Raw genomic sequence first — 16,816 nt, forward strand, 5'->3', positions numbered from 1 at the left:
CCGTTAACCTTTCACATAAAGTGGTACGCGCTGTGTGAACTCGGCCCCTGCATGATCGCGTGCCACAAGGCGGATATTCCAATTCCCCTTGCCCAGCGTCGCAGGCGTCGCATAGGCGATACCGTCAAAGGTAAAATCCGGCGAGAAATCATCCTTTACATGGGTCGCGCGACCCACGACCGCCTGCAATTCGGCCACCTGAACCGGGGCACCCGTGGCATCGGTAATGTGCAGGATTAGCAAGCCACCCTTGGTCTCGGCCCGGACCTCCCAGCCCAGCGCCTGTTGTTCCTTCAACCGCTCATTGAATTCCTGGCTGGCGACGTAAGAGTTCTTAACCTCGAGCCCCGGAAAGGTTTTCACCGCGTTATAGGCCAGCAGCAGGTTCACGGCGATAATCACCCCAAAGGCGCCGACGAAAACCGCCAAAGCGTGTTTCCCGGTGAATTTGCGCTCTGTCATGATCCGTTCCCTCGGCCATTGAACGTGGTGTCTTTGTAGGCGCGCTCGCCGCTGGTGATGTCTTCGACCCAAATCCGAACCGGCGTCGTTTCCGCTCCCGCTGGGCCAGCATCGCGAGAGGCGGTGATGTACACGCGCACCAACTGTGCTGTGTCGGCCGTGACATTCACAGTATGCAGGTTTGTGCCTTCAATCTCCAATCGCATCGACGGATCACCGGCAAGCGACAGGCTGAACAGGCGGTCTTCGCCGTGTTTGTTGCGCAGACGCACATCATAGGTGTTCCGGATGGTGCCGTCGGACAAGGTCACGAAGGTCGGGTTGCGAACAGGTGCAACCGTCAGATCAATATCGGACCGGATGAACAGCGCGAACAGCAATGCGAACCCAACCAGTGACCACAGCGCCGTATACATGATCGTCCGGAACCGCAGGATGTGCTTCCACACATTCTTGGGCGGCTTACCCGAGCGTTCGTTGGCCTCATCGCTCAGCGCCATATAGTCGATCAACCCACGCGGTTTGCCGATCTTGGCCATCATGTCATCACAGGCGTCGATGCACAGCGCACAGGTGATGCATTCCAACTGCTGGCCATCCCGGATGTCGATCCCCACGGGGCAGACATTCACGCAGGCCATGCAGTCGATGCAATCGCCCAACTCGGAATCGGCAGTGCGTTTGCCTTTACCGCGCGGCTCACCCCGCCATTCGCGGTAGCCGACGACCAGAGTGTCTTCGTCCATCATCGCGGCCTGAATGCGCGGCCAGGGGCAGGCATAGATGCAGATTTGTTCACGGGCAAAACCGCCAAACAGGAAGGTTGTACCTGTCAGGATCAGCACGGTCGTGTAGGCCACGGGGTGCGCATTGCCGGTGACCAGATCGCGCAGCAATGTGGGCGCGTCGGCGAAGTAGAACACCCAGGCCCCGCCGGTTGCGAGGCCGATCAGGAACCAGGCCGTCCACTTCGTCAGCCGCAGCCGCGCCTTACGGAAGTCCATTTTTTCCTGCCGGTGTAGGCGCAATCGCGCGTTTCGATCCCCTTCGATCCAGCGCTCGACCAGAATGAACAAGTCGGTCCAGACCGTTTGCGGGCAGGCATAACCGCACCAGACGCGACCAAGGGCCGAGGTAAACAGGAACAACCCAAGACCGGCCATGATCAAAAGCCCAGCCACAAAGTAAAACTCATGCGGCCAGATCTCGATCCAGAAGAAATAAAACCGCCGGTTGGCCAGATCCAGCAGCACCGCCTGATCCGGCAGGCTGGGCCCGCGATCCCATCTGATCCACGGGGTCACATAGTAGATACCCAGCGTGACAATCAGGATGATCCATTTCAGGTTCCGAAACGGGCCGGATACGCGTCTTGGGAAAATCGGCTCGCGCGCGGCATACAAGCTGGGGGCGGGATCGGAATCGCTCACTGGCTGGCTCCAAATGGGTCTTCTGCTAGCGTCTTCTTCCAGATCATGTCCGCGCAAACTTTGACATGGGTCAAAACGCGCATCGAACAAACATCTTTTATCACATGCTACCAGATTGCCGCTTCAACCAGGTCACAAATGTCTTCACAGCGGGCCTAAGCGGCGTTTTTGCAGTTAAAACATGGTATCCGCTGAGTTCGGGCTCGGCATACAGCTCGATCAGACGCCCGGCGCGGATGTCGTTTTCGACGAAATGTCGCACCGTTGCGGTGACGCCCTGACCGGCTCGCAACCCGTCCAGCAGCAGGTTTCCGGGCAAAGACATACGCCCGGCCAAAGGCGGATGAGCCACACCGCGCTTGGCAAGCCATGTGGATGCCTCGGTTGTGCCCAACTCCTCCAGCCAGGGCAAATGGGCCAGCTCTTCGGGCGTCCAGCTGGTTTTGCCCCCCAACAGGCCAGGGGCGGCGACGACGACAAAGGGTGTTTCCAGCAACATCTCGGACTCGACACCCGACCATCCGCCCGCCCCGTAGCGGATCGCGACATCGACCCCGCCGGGCGTCAAAGCGACCAGATGCGGCGAGGGGTCAATCGCCAGGTTGATCTGAGGGTATTCGGCCTGAAACGCCGGCAGACGCGGCATCAGCCACGACGCCGCAAAACTTGAGGTCAGCGATACGTGCACCGGACGCGCCTCGCCCGATTTCATAAGCTCTTCCACAACGGTGCCGATGGATTCAAAACCCAGATGCAGCGCGCGGGCCAGCTGTTCGCCTTCGGCGGTCAAGGTCAGGGATTTGCCGTCACGCTGAACCAACGCGACGCCCATGTGTTTCTCAAGCGCGCGCAATTGCTGACTTATGGCAGCATGGCTAACATTCAAGGCCTCGCCAGCCTGAACGACGCCGCCCCTCTCTGCAAAAGCAGAAAAGGCCCTTAGCGAGGCCAGCGGGGGTAGTTTCAGCCAATTCACGTGTAATCCCTGCTTACATTTTGGAACGCTAATTGGTTCGCATTTTTTGCCGGAGAACACAATCTTGTTGTTATCCGCAACACCGCGACAGGAGGGAACCCATGCTCTCGATTTATGCCAAAGCGATATTGAACGCGACCAGACTGCACCAACCGGCAACCGCCCCTGCCCCGCACTCAGAGGCAAAGCCAAAGTTGATCGCCTTGCCGCCGGTGGGTCATCCTTTGTCGAAACACGCGCCCAGATCGGTTCAGAAAGACACAAGCAGGGTTCTGACACATCTGCCCTCGGGGCAGTCCTGTCCTCAGACGTGAAATAGGCACCGGCTGTTCAGGAAACGCGCGAACAGATGGAACAGCCGGTGCCGGGACCTGTGGGCAGCGAACCGCCCGCAGGTATTCTTTTGCGCTTACTGACCGCCGCCCAACTGGTGGACGTAAGCGGATACGGCGCGGATCTGCGCCTCGGTCAGGCGGGTATCCCAGTTCGGCATCACGCCGAAACGGCTATAGGTCACGGTCTCGGTCAGCGCCTCTTCGCTGCCGCCGTACAGCCAGATCGCATCCGTCAGGTTCGGAGCGCCCTGGAACATGTCACCTTGACCGTTTTCGCCGTGACAGGCCGAACAGTTGTCTTCGAACACAACTTTGCCCGCCTGTGCAGCCGCATCGTCGGTCTGCGCGTTGGTCAGCGACATGACGTACTGAACCACCTGGGTGATCTCTTCCTTCTCAAGGAGCTCACCAAAGGCCGGCATCTCGGAATAGCGCGCATCGTCGCTTTCTTCGTTCCGGATGCCATAGCTGACGGTAAAATGGATATCCTCCATCGTGCCGCCCCACAGCCATGCGTCATCCAGCAGGTTCGGGAAGCCCGGCGCGCCCTGCGCACCCGAACCATGACACTGCGCGCACCAGGTACGGAACACGGCGCTGCCCGCGTTGACGGCATATTGCTGAAGCTCAGCATCCTTCGAGATATCGTCGAGCGGCGTATCCACCAATTGGGCGTTCAAAGGCGCGTTGGCCTCTTCAAACGCGACCAGTTCCTTTTGCACCTCAGCGCGCGAGGACCAGCCCGTCACACCCGCCGTTGCCGATTGCACAAGCGGCCAGGCCGGATACATGATGGTGTAGATCACGCCCCAGAAGATCGTGGCGTAGAAGGTCCACAACCACCAGCGGGGCATCGGGTTGTCGAATTCCTCGATCCCGTCCCAGCTGTGACCGGTTGTATTCGGATCGCCCGGCTGTTTTTCAGGTGTCTTGCTCATGGCCGCGCCTCCTTGGGTGTGGCGGGTTTGTCTTGCTGGGCGGGGGCATCGGAGTGCCGGAACGGGATGTTGGCGGTGTCCTTGTATTCCTTGCTGGCACCGGGGCGGAAAACCCAAACCACGATGCCAAGAAAGAAGGTGAACAGCAGCAGCAGCATCCAGCTATCCGCGAATTGCCGTAAGAGTGTATATTCTTCCATCATACCCTCCTGTTATCGGCTGGCTGCCGGGGTGAAGGTCGAGAAATCGACCAGCGTGCCCAGCATCTGCAGATAGGCAATCAGCGCATCGGCCTCGGTCAGATCAGACTGACCGTCGAAGTTGCGCACATTGACCTTGTCGCCATAACGCTCCAGCAGCCCGTCATAGTCGCTGTCCGGATCAGCCTGCGCGCGGAAGTCGGCCACGGCGTTTTCCAGCATTTCTTCGGTGTAGGGCGTGCCGACCACGGCGTTTGCCGCCATGATGTCGCCGATATATTCACCGTCGATCTTGCGACGTTCCAGGAAGCCGTATTTCGGCATCACCGATTCTGGCACCACCGATTGCGCATCGCGCAGGTGGCGCACATGCCAGTCGTCCGAGTAACGGCCACCGACGCGAGCCAGATCAGGCCCGGTACGCTTGGACCCCCACTGGAACGGGTGGTCATACATCGATTCAGCCGCCAGCGAGTAGTGGCCATAGCGTTCGACCTCGTCCCGCATCGGCCGGATCATCTGGCTGTGGCAGACATAGCAGCCTTCGCGCAGATAGATCTCACGACCCGCCATTTCGAGTGGGGTGTAAGGGCGCATGCCCTCCACCTTCTCGATGGTATTCTCAAGATAGAACAGCGGTGCGATCTGCACGATGCCACCGATGGTCACGACCAGAAAGCTGAAGATCAGCAGGAGGGTCGCGTTGGTCTCGAGGATCTTATGTTTGTCGAGAATTGCCATTGCTCCGGCCCTCCTTATTCAGCCGGGACCGCGACGGTCAGGCTGGCCTCACGGGCCGGCGCTTTCCGCACAGTCATCCACAGGTTGTAGCACATGATCACCGACCCAGCGAGGAACATGACCCCGCCCAGACCGCGCACCACATACATCGGGAACTTGGCCGCCACAGTGTCGGCGAACGAGTTCACCAGGAAGCCGTTGGCATCCACTTCGCGCCACATCAGGCCTTCCATGATACCGGTCACCCACATCGACGCGGCGTAGAGCACGATGCCGATGGTGGCGAGCCAGAAGTGCCAGCTGACCATTTGCAGCGAGTAGAGACGCTCGCGCTTCCACAGGACAGGCACCAGGAAGTACAGCGCACCGAATGTGATCATGCCGTTCCAGCCCAGCGCGCCGGAATGCACGTGACCAATGGTCCAGTCGGTGTAGTGAGACAGCGAGTTCACAGCGCGGATCGACATCATCGGACCTTCAAAGGTGGACATGCCGTAAAAGCCGACCGAGATCACCATCATCCGGATCACCGGGTCGGTGCGCAGCTTGTCCCACGCGCCCGACAGGGTCATCAGGCCGTTGATCATGCCACCCCAGGACGGCATCCACAGGATCACCGAGAACACCATGCCCAGCGTCGAGGCCCAATCCGGCAGCGCGGTATAGTGCAGGTGGTGCGGACCGGCCCAGATATACAGGAAGATCAGCGCCCAGAAGTGGATGATCGACAGCTTGTACGAAAACACCGGACGTTCGGCCTGTTTCGGGATGAAGTAATACATCATGCCCAAGAAACCGGCGGTCAGGAAAAAGCCCACGGCGTTGTGGCCGTACCACCACTGGATCATGGCATCTTGCACGCCCGACCAGACGATGACCGATTTCGAACCCCAGATGCTGACCGGGATGGTCATGTTGTTGACCAGGTGCAGCATGGCGACGGTGACGATGAAGGCCAGGTAGAACCAGTTTGCCACATAGATATGGGGCTCTTTCCGCTTGATGATCGTGCCCAGATAGACCGCCAGATAAGCGACCCAGACGACGGTCAGCCACAGGTCAACATACCATTCCGGCTCGGCATATTCCTTGGACTGGGTTCCGCCCAGAACGTATCCGGTAGCAGCCAGCACGATGAACAGCTGATAGCCCCAGAACACGAACCACGCGAGGTTTCCACCCCACAGCCGTGCGGCGCTGGTACGCTGAACCACATAGAACGAGGTTGCGATCAACGCGTTGCCGCCAAAGGCAAAAATCACCGCCGAGGTGTGCAGCGGACGCAGCCGTCCAAAGTTCAGGTATCCCTGCGCCCATTCGAAATTGAGCGTCGGAAAGGCCAGCTGGAACGCAATAAAGGTCCCTGCAAGGAACCCGACCACGCCCCAAAAGGCGGTTGCGATCACGCCGTAGCGGATCACGTCATCCATGTACTCGCCCGAGCGATCAGTGAGAATATCTGGCTCATCCGTGTTTCGAAGCGTCCAGATGAACAGACCGCCGGCGATGACCATCACCAGAATCGCATGCACCTGATACGCCAAATCGCGTGCATAATTGGACCCGATCGCGGCAAATACCACGACCAGACCAAGCACGATCAGCTTGATGTAATTCGACATATTGCGTCCCTTTACCGTGCCCCGCGCAATTTGCGTGCCGCGCGGAACCTTTTTGACTGTTTGCTGTATTGAAGAAATGCAGCCTGGGCTGCTTTGATCTGAGTCAAGACAGACACCCGTTTTCTATGACACGCATACCTCTATGAATGGGTTATCTGGTCGCAGGGGACCGTTGACCCCAAGTCAAGAGGTCGATATGGCGTATAAATCTCTTCTCACAATTATGACCGAAACACAGGGCGCACAGGCCACGCTTGCCCAGTTGGCGGCACTGGCCGAAGCGCAGGATGGTCATGCCGAGGCCCTGTGTCTGGGCGTCGATCGCAGTCAGACAGGCTATTACTATGCCGGGGCAAATGCGTTGATCCTTCAGGAAACGCTCAGCCGGGCCAATGCCGAAGCGGATGAGTTGCTGGCCTTCGCTAAGGAGTATCTGCGCAAAACCGGGGCCCGCTGGTCAGCCGAAAGCGGTGTGGCCCAGATCGCAGATATTGGCCGCCATGTGGCACATCGGGCGCGGTTTTCGGATCTGGTCGTGCTGCCGCATCCGTACGGTGAGGATCGCGGCGCCGAGGCCGAACCGATTATCGAAGCCGCCATGTTCGAAGGCCACGCGCCTGTGCTGGTCGTCCCGAATACCGCCCGTCCGATGTCGGTGCCCAAGCGCATCATGATCGCGTGGAACGAAAGCATCGAGGCGATGCGCGCCGTGCGCCGCGCCCTGCCCTTCCTCAAGGCGGCTGATGTGGCCCGTATCGTGGTCATCGACCCGCCGCGCCACGGGCCTGACCGGTCCGATCCCGGCGGGATGCTGTCCCAGATGCTGGCGCGGCACGGCGTAAAATGTGAGATTGAGGTGCTGAGCAAGACAATGACCCGCGTCTCGGACATTCTGAACCGGCACGCGATGGATACGGAATCCGACATGATCGTCATGGGGGCGTATGGCCATTCCCGCTTTCGCGAAGCGATCCTTGGCGGCGCAACACGCAACATGCTGGAACAATCCGCCGTCCCGGTTTTTCTGGCCCACTGAACCACGCTGCGGGCCTGGAGCTTTGAAAGCTGCATCAAGTACGACCGGCTGCAGGTTCGGGCGCACATGAACGTACAACCGTTTCGCGGCACCTTCTGTCACACGGGCTGCCGCCTCTTCACATGCCCGCTAGTGCGGTGAAACGATACTGGCGTGGTGCGCGGACACTCCCTACCTCGGTTTCAAATCGACGGAGGCACAATGCGCACCTTTATCCCAACCCTTGCCGCTGCGGTCATCCTAGCTGTTCTCATCGGCGCAGATGTCGCCAAACCTCTGGGCGCTCACCCATGGTGGTCACAGAAGACGCTGCTGTTTGGCGCGCCGATCGGGCTGATCCTTGCAACCCTGCTTGCACGCGTGTCGGTTCCGGTAACAAGGCTAGCTGTTGCCGTGGTGCTCACAGCGCTCGCTTTTGGTGTTGCAAAATACGGTCAGACCCAATTCGCCGCCTCATATGCCGAAGATGCCCTGGCGGGTAAGCTGTGGTACTTCGGATGGATCGCGGTCGGAGCCACTGCGGCATCCCTGTTGACCTTCCTGATGCAGATGACCCTGCCTGGATCCGCTGGTCGAACGCCATCAGGCTCGGGCAGCAAGATCAGCTAGGCCAAAGCGAACCCAATCGGGTCTAGCCAACGCGGGTGCCTGATCTGGTCAGACCAGGAACCCACCATCCGAATCGTCCCCGGCCTCATCCATCAATCGGGCCATGTCAGGAATAGTCACGTGGCGTTTGCCTTCCAACGCAATCACCCCGTCCTTTTTCAGGGCCGAGATCTGACGGCTGACCGTCTCAAGCGTCAGACCTAGGTAGTCGGCCATCGCCTCGCGGGTCAGGGGCAGGTCAAAGACAATCGCCTCCGACAGCCCCTTTTGCGTGATCGAGGCATCGCGACGCGCAATGATCGACAACAGGCTGGCGATCTTTTCCCGCGCGGTTTTGCGCCCCAGAACCAGCATCCACTCGCGCGCGGCGTCCAGCTCGTCCAATGTCATCTGCAACAGGCGATGCGCGATATGCGGCGTCGCGTTCATCAGATCCTCGAACGGTTTCTTGCGAAAGCAGCACATCACCACGTCCGTGGTGGCCTGAACGTCATAGGCCGCGGCGTCGCGCCCCGGTCGACCCACAAAGTCACTGGGCAGCAAAAGACCCACCATCTGGGTCCGGCCATCCTCCATCGTTTGGGTCAAAGAGGCGATTCCCGACACGACCGAGCCGACAAAGTTCATCTGATCGCCTGACCAGATGATCGTCTGTCCCGCCTCGAAACTGCGGTAATACTTAATCTCTTCAAGAGCTTCCAACTCATCCGTATCACAGCGTGCACAGACCGCCCGGTGACGAATCGGGCAGTCTTCGCAATTGGCGTGATCGAACTGTGCTTTAATTGTCATGCGCGTTCCCACTTGATCTCTGTCAAAGCAGCCAAGTCGTTGGCCTCATAAGGTTATCGTCATGATAGATAAATCACAATTGGCAAGGCTTGGACTATTTGACGCGAAAGTGCCGCGTTACACGAGCTACCCAACCGCCCCCCACTTCAGCAATGACGTGGGGGCTGACCTTTATGGCGACTGGATTTCCGCAATAAAACCCGGAAGCGCCGTCTCGCTGTATATCCACGTTCCCTTCTGCCGCCGGCTGTGCTGGTTCTGCGCCTGCCGCACGCAAGGCACGCAGACGGATAACCCGGTTATTGCCTATGTGGATGTTCTGAAGGCCGAGCTGGACTTGCTGGCCGCGCGCCTGCCAGACGGCGTCGTGCTGTCGCGCCTGCATTGGGGCGGTGGAACGCCAACCTTGCTGAACCCGGACCTGATGCGCGAACTGGCGCAGCATATCCTGGGCATTGTGCCGATGGGCCCGGATGCCGAGTTCTCGGTCGAAATCGACCCGAACGAAATTGACGATGCGCGTCTGGACGCCCTGGCCGAGGCAGGCATGAACCGCGCCTCGATCGGTGTGCAGGATTTCGATGATGAGATTCAAAAGACCATCGGGCGCATTCAAAGCTATGACACCACCCGCGAAGCGGTCGACATGATCCGCGCGCGCGGCATTACCAGCCTGAATGCCGATATTCTGTACGGCCTGCCCCATCAGACCAAGGCCCGCATGACCGAAAGCGTGCAGAAGCTTCTGTCGCTCAGCCCGGACCGCGTGGCGCTTTATGGCTATGCCCACGTGCCGTGGATGGCCAAGCGGCAGCAGCTGATTCCATCAGACGCGCTGCCGACGCCCGAACAACGGCTGGACCTGTTTGATACGGCCCGACGCCTGTTCATGTGGGACAATTACGCCGAGATCGGGATCGACCACTTCGCAACACAGGAAGATGGCCTGACCCGGGCTTTGAACGCGGGGCAGTTAAAGCGCAACTTCCAGGGCTATACCGACGATCAGGCCGAGGTTTTGATTGGGGTTGGTGCCAGTTCGATCTCGCGCTTCCCGCAGGGCTACGCACAGAACAATCCGGCGACCTCGGCGCATACCAAGGCGGTTCGCGACGGGCGGTTTTCAACCTCGCGCGGGCATCTGTTCAAAGCTCAGGATGTGCTGCGCGCCCGGCTGATCGAAGCGCTGATGTGCGATTTCAAGATCAACTCGGCCGAGATTCTGCGCAACTACGACGTCACCGCCCAAGAGTTGCGCGACATGTACAGCGCGGCGAATACGGCTTTTGACGGGTTGCTGCGCATCACCGAGGACGGGCTGTTCATCCCGCCCGAAGCCCGCGCCCTGACCCGGATGATCGCGCGGACCTTCGATGCCTACGACCTCAGCAAGGCCGGGCATAGTTCCGCCATCTGACCCAAAGACCGCGGGCGGCTTTTCCGCCCGCCTCGCGAGATTTCGAACAGGGGCTTGACGCAAGGCTTCTGTTTTCTCCACACTTGGGGTGTGGCCCGTTAAACTGGTCCGCAATTCGAGGCAGGCAAATTCGCAGACATCCCGTGCCGACGCTTTTGCGTTCGACATCCTCATTCGTGCAGCCACTCTGCAACCTGAAAGAGGGACAGCACATATGCGCGTTTTCACCGTCCTGGGCCCCAGTCAATCGGGCAAATCCACTCTGGTCGAGGCCATCAGCCGCCTCGACGGGCGCCCCACAACATTCGACGTATCCGGAACCGTGCATTTGCACGGTTTTTCTTACTTGGACGAACCATGGTGCGCGGTTGACGTTGATGGCGGCGGCGATGCGCTGGCTTATGTCGGTCCGGCCATGGCAATCTCGGACGCGGCAGTTGTCGTCGTGCCACCCGATCCGGACGCCGCTGTGCTGTGTGCGCCGTATCTGAGATTGGTCGAAGAGGCCGGCATCCCCTGCTTTCTGTTCATCAACCGGATGGACAATCCCAACGGCCGCATCCGCGACATTATCGCGGCACTGCAAACCTATTGCACCAATCACATCGCATTGCGCCAGGTTCCGATCCGCGAAGGGGAAACGATCATCGGTGCGGTCGATCTGATTTCTGAACGCGCGTGGAAATATCAGGAAGGCCAACCCTCGGCGCTGATCGAATTGCCGCAATCGGTCGAGGATCGCGAGCAGGAGGCCCGCACCGAATTGCTGGAAACCCTGTCCGATTTCGATGACAACCTGCTGGAGCAACTGATCGAGGACAAGCAGCCCCCCAGCGCCGAGGTCTATGACCTCGCCGCGCAGGTTCTGCAGAACCACCAGCTGATCCCGGCCTGTCTGGGGGCCGCAAGCCATGGCAATGGCCTGACCCGGTTGATGAAAGCCCTGCGGCACGAGGCGCCAGAGTTTGATATTGCCGCCGGGCGTGACGAAGCCGCCGACAATGCCTGCGCAATCGCAGGCTTTGCTGATGTGAAGAAACATATCGGCAAGATCACCGTGCTGCGTGGCCTGGGCGACGGCGTCAAAGCGCATGAGGCGTTGGGCGGCGAAACCGTGGGCAACCTGACCACGCTGGACGCAAAAACCCAGATCAATGCGTTGGAGGCCGGGCAGATCGGTCTGGCGGTCAAATCCGATCACCTGAATCCCGGTTTTATCTATGACAGCCGTGCGGCAACACCGTTGCCGGATTGGGCCGCGTCGCACCCTGTTGCGCACCGGCAGGTCGTCTCGCCCGCGCATGAACGCGACGACGTGCGCCTGTCCAACGCTCTGACCCGGCTGGTCGAGATCGATCCGGGGCTTCAGATGGAGCAGGATGAACTCAGCGGTCATTCTGTTCTGGGCTCGCAAGGGCCACAGCATATGCGACGGGTGACGGCGAAGCTGTTAGAGGATTTCGGCATCGAAATCGAAACCAGCGCGGTCGAAACCGCCTATCGTGAAACCATCCGCACATCGGTCGAACACCGGCATCGGCATCGCAAGCAATCCGGCGGGGCCGGGCAGTTTGCTGATGTGGTCATCTCGGTCGCGCCGCTGCCGCGCGGTTCTGGCTTTCAGTTCGAGGAAATCGTCAAGGGCGGGGCCGTGCCGAAGAACTATATCCCGTCGGTCGAACACGGGGCCAAGGACGCGCTGGTACAGGGCCCCGAAGGCTTTCCGGTGGTGGATGTCAAAGTCACACTCAGCGACGGAAAGCACCACAATGTCGACAGTTCGGACTATGCCTTCCGCACCGCAGGCAAAAACGCCGTCCGCGAGGCCCTGCCCGAAGCCAAACCCGTGGTGCTGCAACCGATCCTGACCGCCGAGATCCATCTGCCATCAGATTTCGTAGGCGATCTGGTGCCGACGATCAGCACGCTGCAAGGGCAGGTTCTGGGCTTCGAGGGCAATCCAAACGCGTCGGGCTGGGAGATCTTCAATGCGCAGCTTCCGGCCGTGGCGCAGGACGAGTTACACCGAACCCTCGCCAGCGCCACGCGCGGGACCGGTTGGGTCAAGCTGAGCTTTGATCACTATGAGGAGCTGCGCGGGCCTGTTCCAAAACCCGCCGACCGGGAAAAGGCCAGCGCCTGAGAAACGCGTCGGGCGGGCGTCAGCCCGCCGCTGCGATCAATTCCCGCGTATAGTCTGTTTGCGCGTTTTCAAACAGGTCTTCCGCCGCCCCCATCTCGATCACGTCCCCGTTGCGCATGACGATGACGTTGTGGGACATCGCGCGCACTACCTTCAGGTCGTGGCTGATGAACAGATAGGCCAGCCCATATTTCCGCTGCAGATCGCGCAGCAGATCGACGATCTGAACCTGCACCGTCATGTCCAGCGCGCTGGTCGGTTCGTCCAGAACCAGCAGTTTCGGGCGCAAAACCATGGCCCGCGCAATTGCGATGCGCTGACGTTGCCCGCCCGAGAACTCATGCGGGTAGCGATCCATCGACGCCGGGTCCAGGCCCACTTCGGTCATCACCTCGGCGACCAACTCACGCGGGGCACGATGGGGATCGACCTTATGGATGGCCAGCCCCTCGGCGATGATCTGCTGGCAAGTCATGCGCGGGCTGAGGCTGCCGAACGGGTCCTGAAACACGATCTGCATATCCTTGCGAAGTCGCCGCAACTGCCGCGTGGACCAGCGGCGGACGTTCTGGTCGCGGAAGGTAATGCCGCCTTCTGACGCAATCAGGCGCATGATGGCCAGCGCCAATGTCGTCTTGCCCGAGCCACTTTCGCCGACGATCCCCAATGTCTCACCCGCCCGGACGCTGAGCGTGGCGTCATTGACCGCCTTCACATGACCCACGGTGCGTTTCAGGAAACCCCGCTGGATCGGGAACCAGACTTTCAGATGGTCCGTGCGCGCGACCTCTTCTGCGTCATGTGCAACGGGGTCCGGGTGGCCCGAAGGCTCAGCCGCCAGCAGCTTGCGCGTATAGGGGTGCTGCGGGTTGTCGAAAATCTCAGCCGTGACACCGGTTTCGACAATTTCGCCATCCTTCATCACGCAAACACGATCCGCGATCCGACGGACGATCCCCAGATCATGGGTGATGAACAGCATCCCCATATTCTCGGATTTCTGCAATTCGGCCAGCAGTTCGAGGATCTGCGCCTGAATGGTCACATCCAGCGCGGTTGTCGGCTCATCTGCGATCAGGATGTCCGGCTTGTTGGCCAGCGCCATCGCAATCATCACGCGCTGCCGCTGTCCGCCGGACAGTTGATGCGGATAGCTGTCCAGACGTTCTTCAGGATCACGGATACCCACCTTGGTCAAAAGCTCCACAATCCGGTCCCGCGCCGCATCGCCTGATAGCCCCTGATGCAAAGCCAGCGACTCGGCCATTTGCTTCTGGATCGTGTGCAGCGGGTTAAGCGAGGTCATCGGCTCCTGAAAGATAAAGCTGATATCGTTGCCGCGCACGCCCATCAGCGTGTCCTCGGACGCGCCGATCATCTCCTGCCCGTCATATTGCACCGAGCCTTCGACAATCGCGCTGTCGCCCAGCAAGGACACCGTGGACAGGGCCGTCACGGATTTGCCCGACCCGGATTCACCCACCAAGGCGACCGTTTCGCCCCGATCCACGGTGAAGGACACGCCTTTGACGGCCGCTGATACCTGACCGTCCTGCCGGAACGAGACTTTCAGGTCCTGCACATTCAACAGCGACATTTTCATACGCTGATCCCCCCAAGCGCTGCGTGCGTGAAACCCACCCATACGGCACCGAGCATCGCGCCGACCTGCAGCCAGGTCGGGAAAGACCGTTTCGTTGCAAAGATGACCGCGCTGGCGATCAGAACGGCTGTACCCGGCCCGAACAGCACCAGGAAAAACAGGCCAAAGACGTCGTATTGAAACGGGCCGTGGGGGTGCGTGGTAAAGAACTCCCAGCCGAGCCCACCCATCACCAGAATGATGTATCCCAATGCCACTAGCCCCGCGACAAGGATGAGACGTTCCACCGGCCTGTTGATCACCTTTTCGGTCATGAGAACGTCTTTCTGGGATCAAACGCATCGCGGACGCCTTCGAAAATGAAGACCAGCAGCGACAGCATGATGGCAAAGGTGAAGAACGCGGTGAAGGCCAGCCACGGGGCCTGTAGATTCTGTTTCGCCTGCAAGGTCAGCTCGCCCAGAGAAGGGGCCGAGGATGGCAGGCCGAAACCCAGAAAATCCAGCGACGCCAGACCACCGATGGTGCCGGTGACGATGAATGGCATAAAGGTCAGCGTGGCGACCATTGCGTTGGGCAGCATGTGGCGGAACATGATGGTCATGTTGCCCACACCCAGCGCGCGTGCGGCACGAACATATTCCAGATTGCGCGCCCGCAGGAATTCGGCCCGCACAACGCCCACAAGCCCGGTCCAACTGAACAGGATCATCAACGCCACAAGCAGCCAGAAACTTCGCCCCAGAATGGCGAACATGATGATGATCACATAAAGCGACGGGGTCGCCGACCAGATCTCGATTATGCGTTGGAAGATCAGATCCAGCCAACCGCCGAAAAAGCCCTGAATGGCCCCGGCGAATATCCCGATCAGGCTGGCGGCGCCGGTGACGATCAAGGTGAACAGGATCGACAGGCGGAAGCCATAGATGACGCGGGCCAGAACGTCCCGTTTCGTGTCGTCCGTACCCAGCAGGTTCTGCCCGTTGGGCGGCAACGGGGCCGCGCCGGGGCGATCGACGCTGGTGTTGTAGGAATAGGGGATCAGGGGCCAGATGGCCCAGCCCTTTTCAAACCCTTCAGCCTCAAACGTTCCCGCGTCGATCTGTTCGATGATGCCTTCGGGGTCATCGAAACACTCCTCCAGACCCCCACTGTCGATCAGGCACATCACCTCGGGGTCGCGATAGATCGCCTCGGTCTGGAAATCGCCGCCAAATTCGGTTTCGGCGTAGAAGTTGAAGACCGGCGTGTAGAACTCACCCCGGTATTTCACCAGGATCGGTTTGTCATTGGCAATGAACTCGGCAAACAGCGACAGACCAAACAGCACCGAAAAGATGATCAGCGACCAGAAGGCCCGGCTATTGCGCCGGAAATTGCGCCAACGGCGCTGGTTGAGAGGGGAAAGCGCCATCTACCCCTCCCGCTTTTCAAAGTCGATGCGCGGATCGACCAGCACATACATCAGATCGCTGATGATGTTGACGACCAACCCCATGATCCCAAAGATGAACAGCGTGCCAAAAATCACCGGATAGTCGCGCGCCACAGCAGCCTCGAAACCCAGACGCCCCAGCCCATCCAGCGAAAAGATCGTTTCGATAATGATCGACCCGCCGAAGAACACGCCGATGAACACAGCCGGAAACCCTGCGATCACGATCAGCATCGCGTTGCGAAAAACGTGGCCATACAGAACCTTGCGCTCGCCCAGCCCCTTGGCGCGGGCGGTCATGACATACTGCTTCTTGATCTCATCCAGAAACGAGTTCTTTGTCAGCAGGGTCAGCGTCGCAAAGGCCGAGATCGTCAGGGCGATAATCGGCAGGGCGATGTGCCAGAAATAATCTCCGATCTTCCCGATCAGGCTGAGGCTGTCCCAATTGTCCGAGGTCAGGCCACGCAGCGGGAAGATCTGCCAGTATGAGCCACCGGCGAACAGCACCAGCAGCAGAATGGCGAACAAGAACCCGGGGATCGCATAAGCCACGATGATCGCGCCGCTGGTCCACGTATCAAAGGTCGATCCGTCCTTTACCGCCTTGCGAATGCCCAGCGGGATCGACACCAGATAGGCAATCAGGGTCGACCACAGGCCGAGTGAAATCGATACAGGCATCTTTTCCAGCACCAGATCGATCACGCTGATCGAGCGGAAATAGCTCTCGCCAAAATCCAGCGTCAGGTAGTTGCCCATCATGTTCACAAAGCGTTCGAGCGGCGGCTTGTCAAAGCCGAATTCCTTCTCCAACTCGGCGATGAATTCGGGCGGCAGGCCGCGGGCGCCGACATACTTGTCGTCGAATACGCCGCCTGCGGGCTCGGCCCCGGCGCCCGCATCGCCGCCGCCTGCGAACCCGGCGAACACGTCCCCCTGCCCTTCGATCTGAGCAATGATCTGTTCGACCGGCCCGCCAGGCACGAATTGCACCAGCGTGAAGTTGACCACCATGATGCCCAGCAAGGTCGGGATGACCAAAAGCAGGCGTCTTAGAATATAGGCGCCCAT

Annotated in this window: 16 protein-coding genes; 4 read left to right on the forward strand and 12 right to left on the reverse strand. The window is 59.7% G+C overall.

Annotated features, from left to right (window positions below; genetic code table 11):
- Positions 1-3 precede the first annotated feature (3 nt).
- From ACR0KJ_RS17830 to ccoN, 7 genes are all read right to left on the reverse strand, one after another.
- The gene (locus ACR0KJ_RS17830; RefSeq protein WP_170624520.1) at positions 4-462 is read right to left on the reverse strand and encodes a FixH family protein; all 459 of its coding nucleotides are present in this window, start codon (positions 460-462) and stop codon (positions 4-6) included.
- The gene (gene ccoG / locus ACR0KJ_RS17835) at positions 459-1,892 is read right to left on the reverse strand and encodes a cytochrome c oxidase accessory protein CcoG (protein WP_170455073.1); all 1,434 of its coding nucleotides are present in this window, start codon (positions 1,890-1,892) and stop codon (positions 459-461) included. The genes ACR0KJ_RS17830 and ccoG overlap by 4 nt, the downstream gene beginning before the upstream one ends.
- A gap of 100 nt (positions 1,893-1,992) precedes the next feature.
- Positions 1,993-2,868 carry a LysR family transcriptional regulator gene (locus ACR0KJ_RS17840; RefSeq protein WP_170455075.1) on the reverse strand — a complete coding sequence of 292 codons (876 nt, stop codon included), beginning with the start codon at positions 2,866-2,868 and terminating at the stop codon, positions 1,993-1,995.
- Between the two features lie 409 nt (positions 2,869-3,277).
- The gene (gene ccoP, locus ACR0KJ_RS17845; protein WP_170455077.1) at positions 3,278-4,141 is read right to left on the reverse strand and encodes a cytochrome-c oxidase, cbb3-type subunit III; all 864 of its coding nucleotides are present in this window, start codon (positions 4,139-4,141) and stop codon (positions 3,278-3,280) included.
- Entirely contained in the window at positions 4,138-4,341 is a 204-nt protein-coding gene (locus ACR0KJ_RS17850; protein WP_170455079.1) for a cbb3-type cytochrome c oxidase subunit 3, read from the reverse strand. The genes ccoP and ACR0KJ_RS17850 overlap by 4 nt, the downstream gene beginning before the upstream one ends.
- 12 nt (positions 4,342-4,353) lie before the next feature.
- On the reverse strand, positions 4,354-5,082 hold the full coding sequence (ccoO, locus tag ACR0KJ_RS17855) for a cytochrome-c oxidase, cbb3-type subunit II (protein ID WP_170455081.1): 729 nt from the start codon (positions 5,080-5,082) through the stop codon (positions 4,354-4,356).
- Between the two features lie 14 nt (positions 5,083-5,096).
- A complete protein-coding gene (gene ccoN, locus ACR0KJ_RS17860) occupies positions 5,097-6,704 on the reverse strand; it encodes a cytochrome-c oxidase, cbb3-type subunit I (protein WP_170455084.1) in 1,608 nt (535 codons plus the stop codon).
- Between the two features lie 196 nt (positions 6,705-6,900).
- Between ccoN and ACR0KJ_RS17865 the strand changes: the two genes are divergently transcribed.
- Entirely contained in the window at positions 6,901-7,740 is an 840-nt protein-coding gene (locus ACR0KJ_RS17865; protein ID WP_170455085.1) for a universal stress protein, read from the forward strand.
- A 201-nt stretch (positions 7,741-7,941) separates the two neighbouring features.
- The gene (locus tag ACR0KJ_RS17870) at positions 7,942-8,349 is read left to right on the forward strand and encodes a hypothetical protein (RefSeq protein WP_480627310.1); all 408 of its coding nucleotides are present in this window, start codon (positions 7,942-7,944) and stop codon (positions 8,347-8,349) included.
- A 48-nt stretch (positions 8,350-8,397) separates the two neighbouring features.
- On the opposite strand, the gene fnrL is transcribed toward ACR0KJ_RS17870, so the two are convergent.
- Positions 8,398-9,141 (reverse strand): transcriptional regulator FnrL, encoded by a 744-nt coding sequence (gene fnrL / locus ACR0KJ_RS17875; RefSeq protein ID WP_480627311.1) that lies wholly within the window; start codon positions 9,139-9,141, stop codon positions 8,398-8,400.
- A gap of 61 nt (positions 9,142-9,202) precedes the next feature.
- Between fnrL and hemN the strand changes: the two genes are divergently transcribed.
- On the forward strand, positions 9,203-10,558 hold the full coding sequence (gene hemN, locus ACR0KJ_RS17880; RefSeq protein ID WP_170624525.1) for an oxygen-independent coproporphyrinogen III oxidase: 1,356 nt from the start codon (positions 9,203-9,205) through the stop codon (positions 10,556-10,558).
- Positions 10,559-10,772: 214 nt separating this feature from the next.
- Positions 10,773-12,701, forward strand: coding sequence for an elongation factor G (locus tag ACR0KJ_RS17885; RefSeq protein WP_480627312.1), 1,929 nt, complete (start codon positions 10,773-10,775; stop codon positions 12,699-12,701).
- Between the two features lie 19 nt (positions 12,702-12,720).
- On the opposite strand, the gene ACR0KJ_RS17890 is transcribed toward ACR0KJ_RS17885, so the two are convergent.
- From ACR0KJ_RS17890 to ACR0KJ_RS17905, 4 genes are read right to left on the reverse strand one after another with little or no spacing between them, the layout of a single operon-like run.
- Positions 12,721-14,298: an ABC transporter ATP-binding protein gene (locus ACR0KJ_RS17890; protein WP_480627323.1), complete on the reverse strand. Its 1,578-nt coding sequence runs from the start codon at positions 14,296-14,298 to the stop codon at positions 12,721-12,723.
- A gap of 2 nt (positions 14,299-14,300) precedes the next feature.
- Entirely contained in the window at positions 14,301-14,618 is a 318-nt protein-coding gene (locus tag ACR0KJ_RS17895; RefSeq protein ID WP_480627313.1) for a hypothetical protein, read from the reverse strand.
- Complete coding sequence (locus ACR0KJ_RS17900) at positions 14,615-15,721, reverse strand: ABC transporter permease (protein WP_480627314.1); 1,107 nt, start codon at positions 15,719-15,721, stop codon at positions 14,615-14,617. The genes ACR0KJ_RS17895 and ACR0KJ_RS17900 overlap by 4 nt, the downstream gene beginning before the upstream one ends.
- A complete protein-coding gene (locus tag ACR0KJ_RS17905; protein ID WP_480627315.1) occupies positions 15,722-16,816 on the reverse strand; it encodes a microcin C ABC transporter permease YejB in 1,095 nt (364 codons plus the stop codon). It lies immediately after the preceding gene.

It is taken from the genome of Ruegeria sp. AD6 (assembly GCF_056542325.1).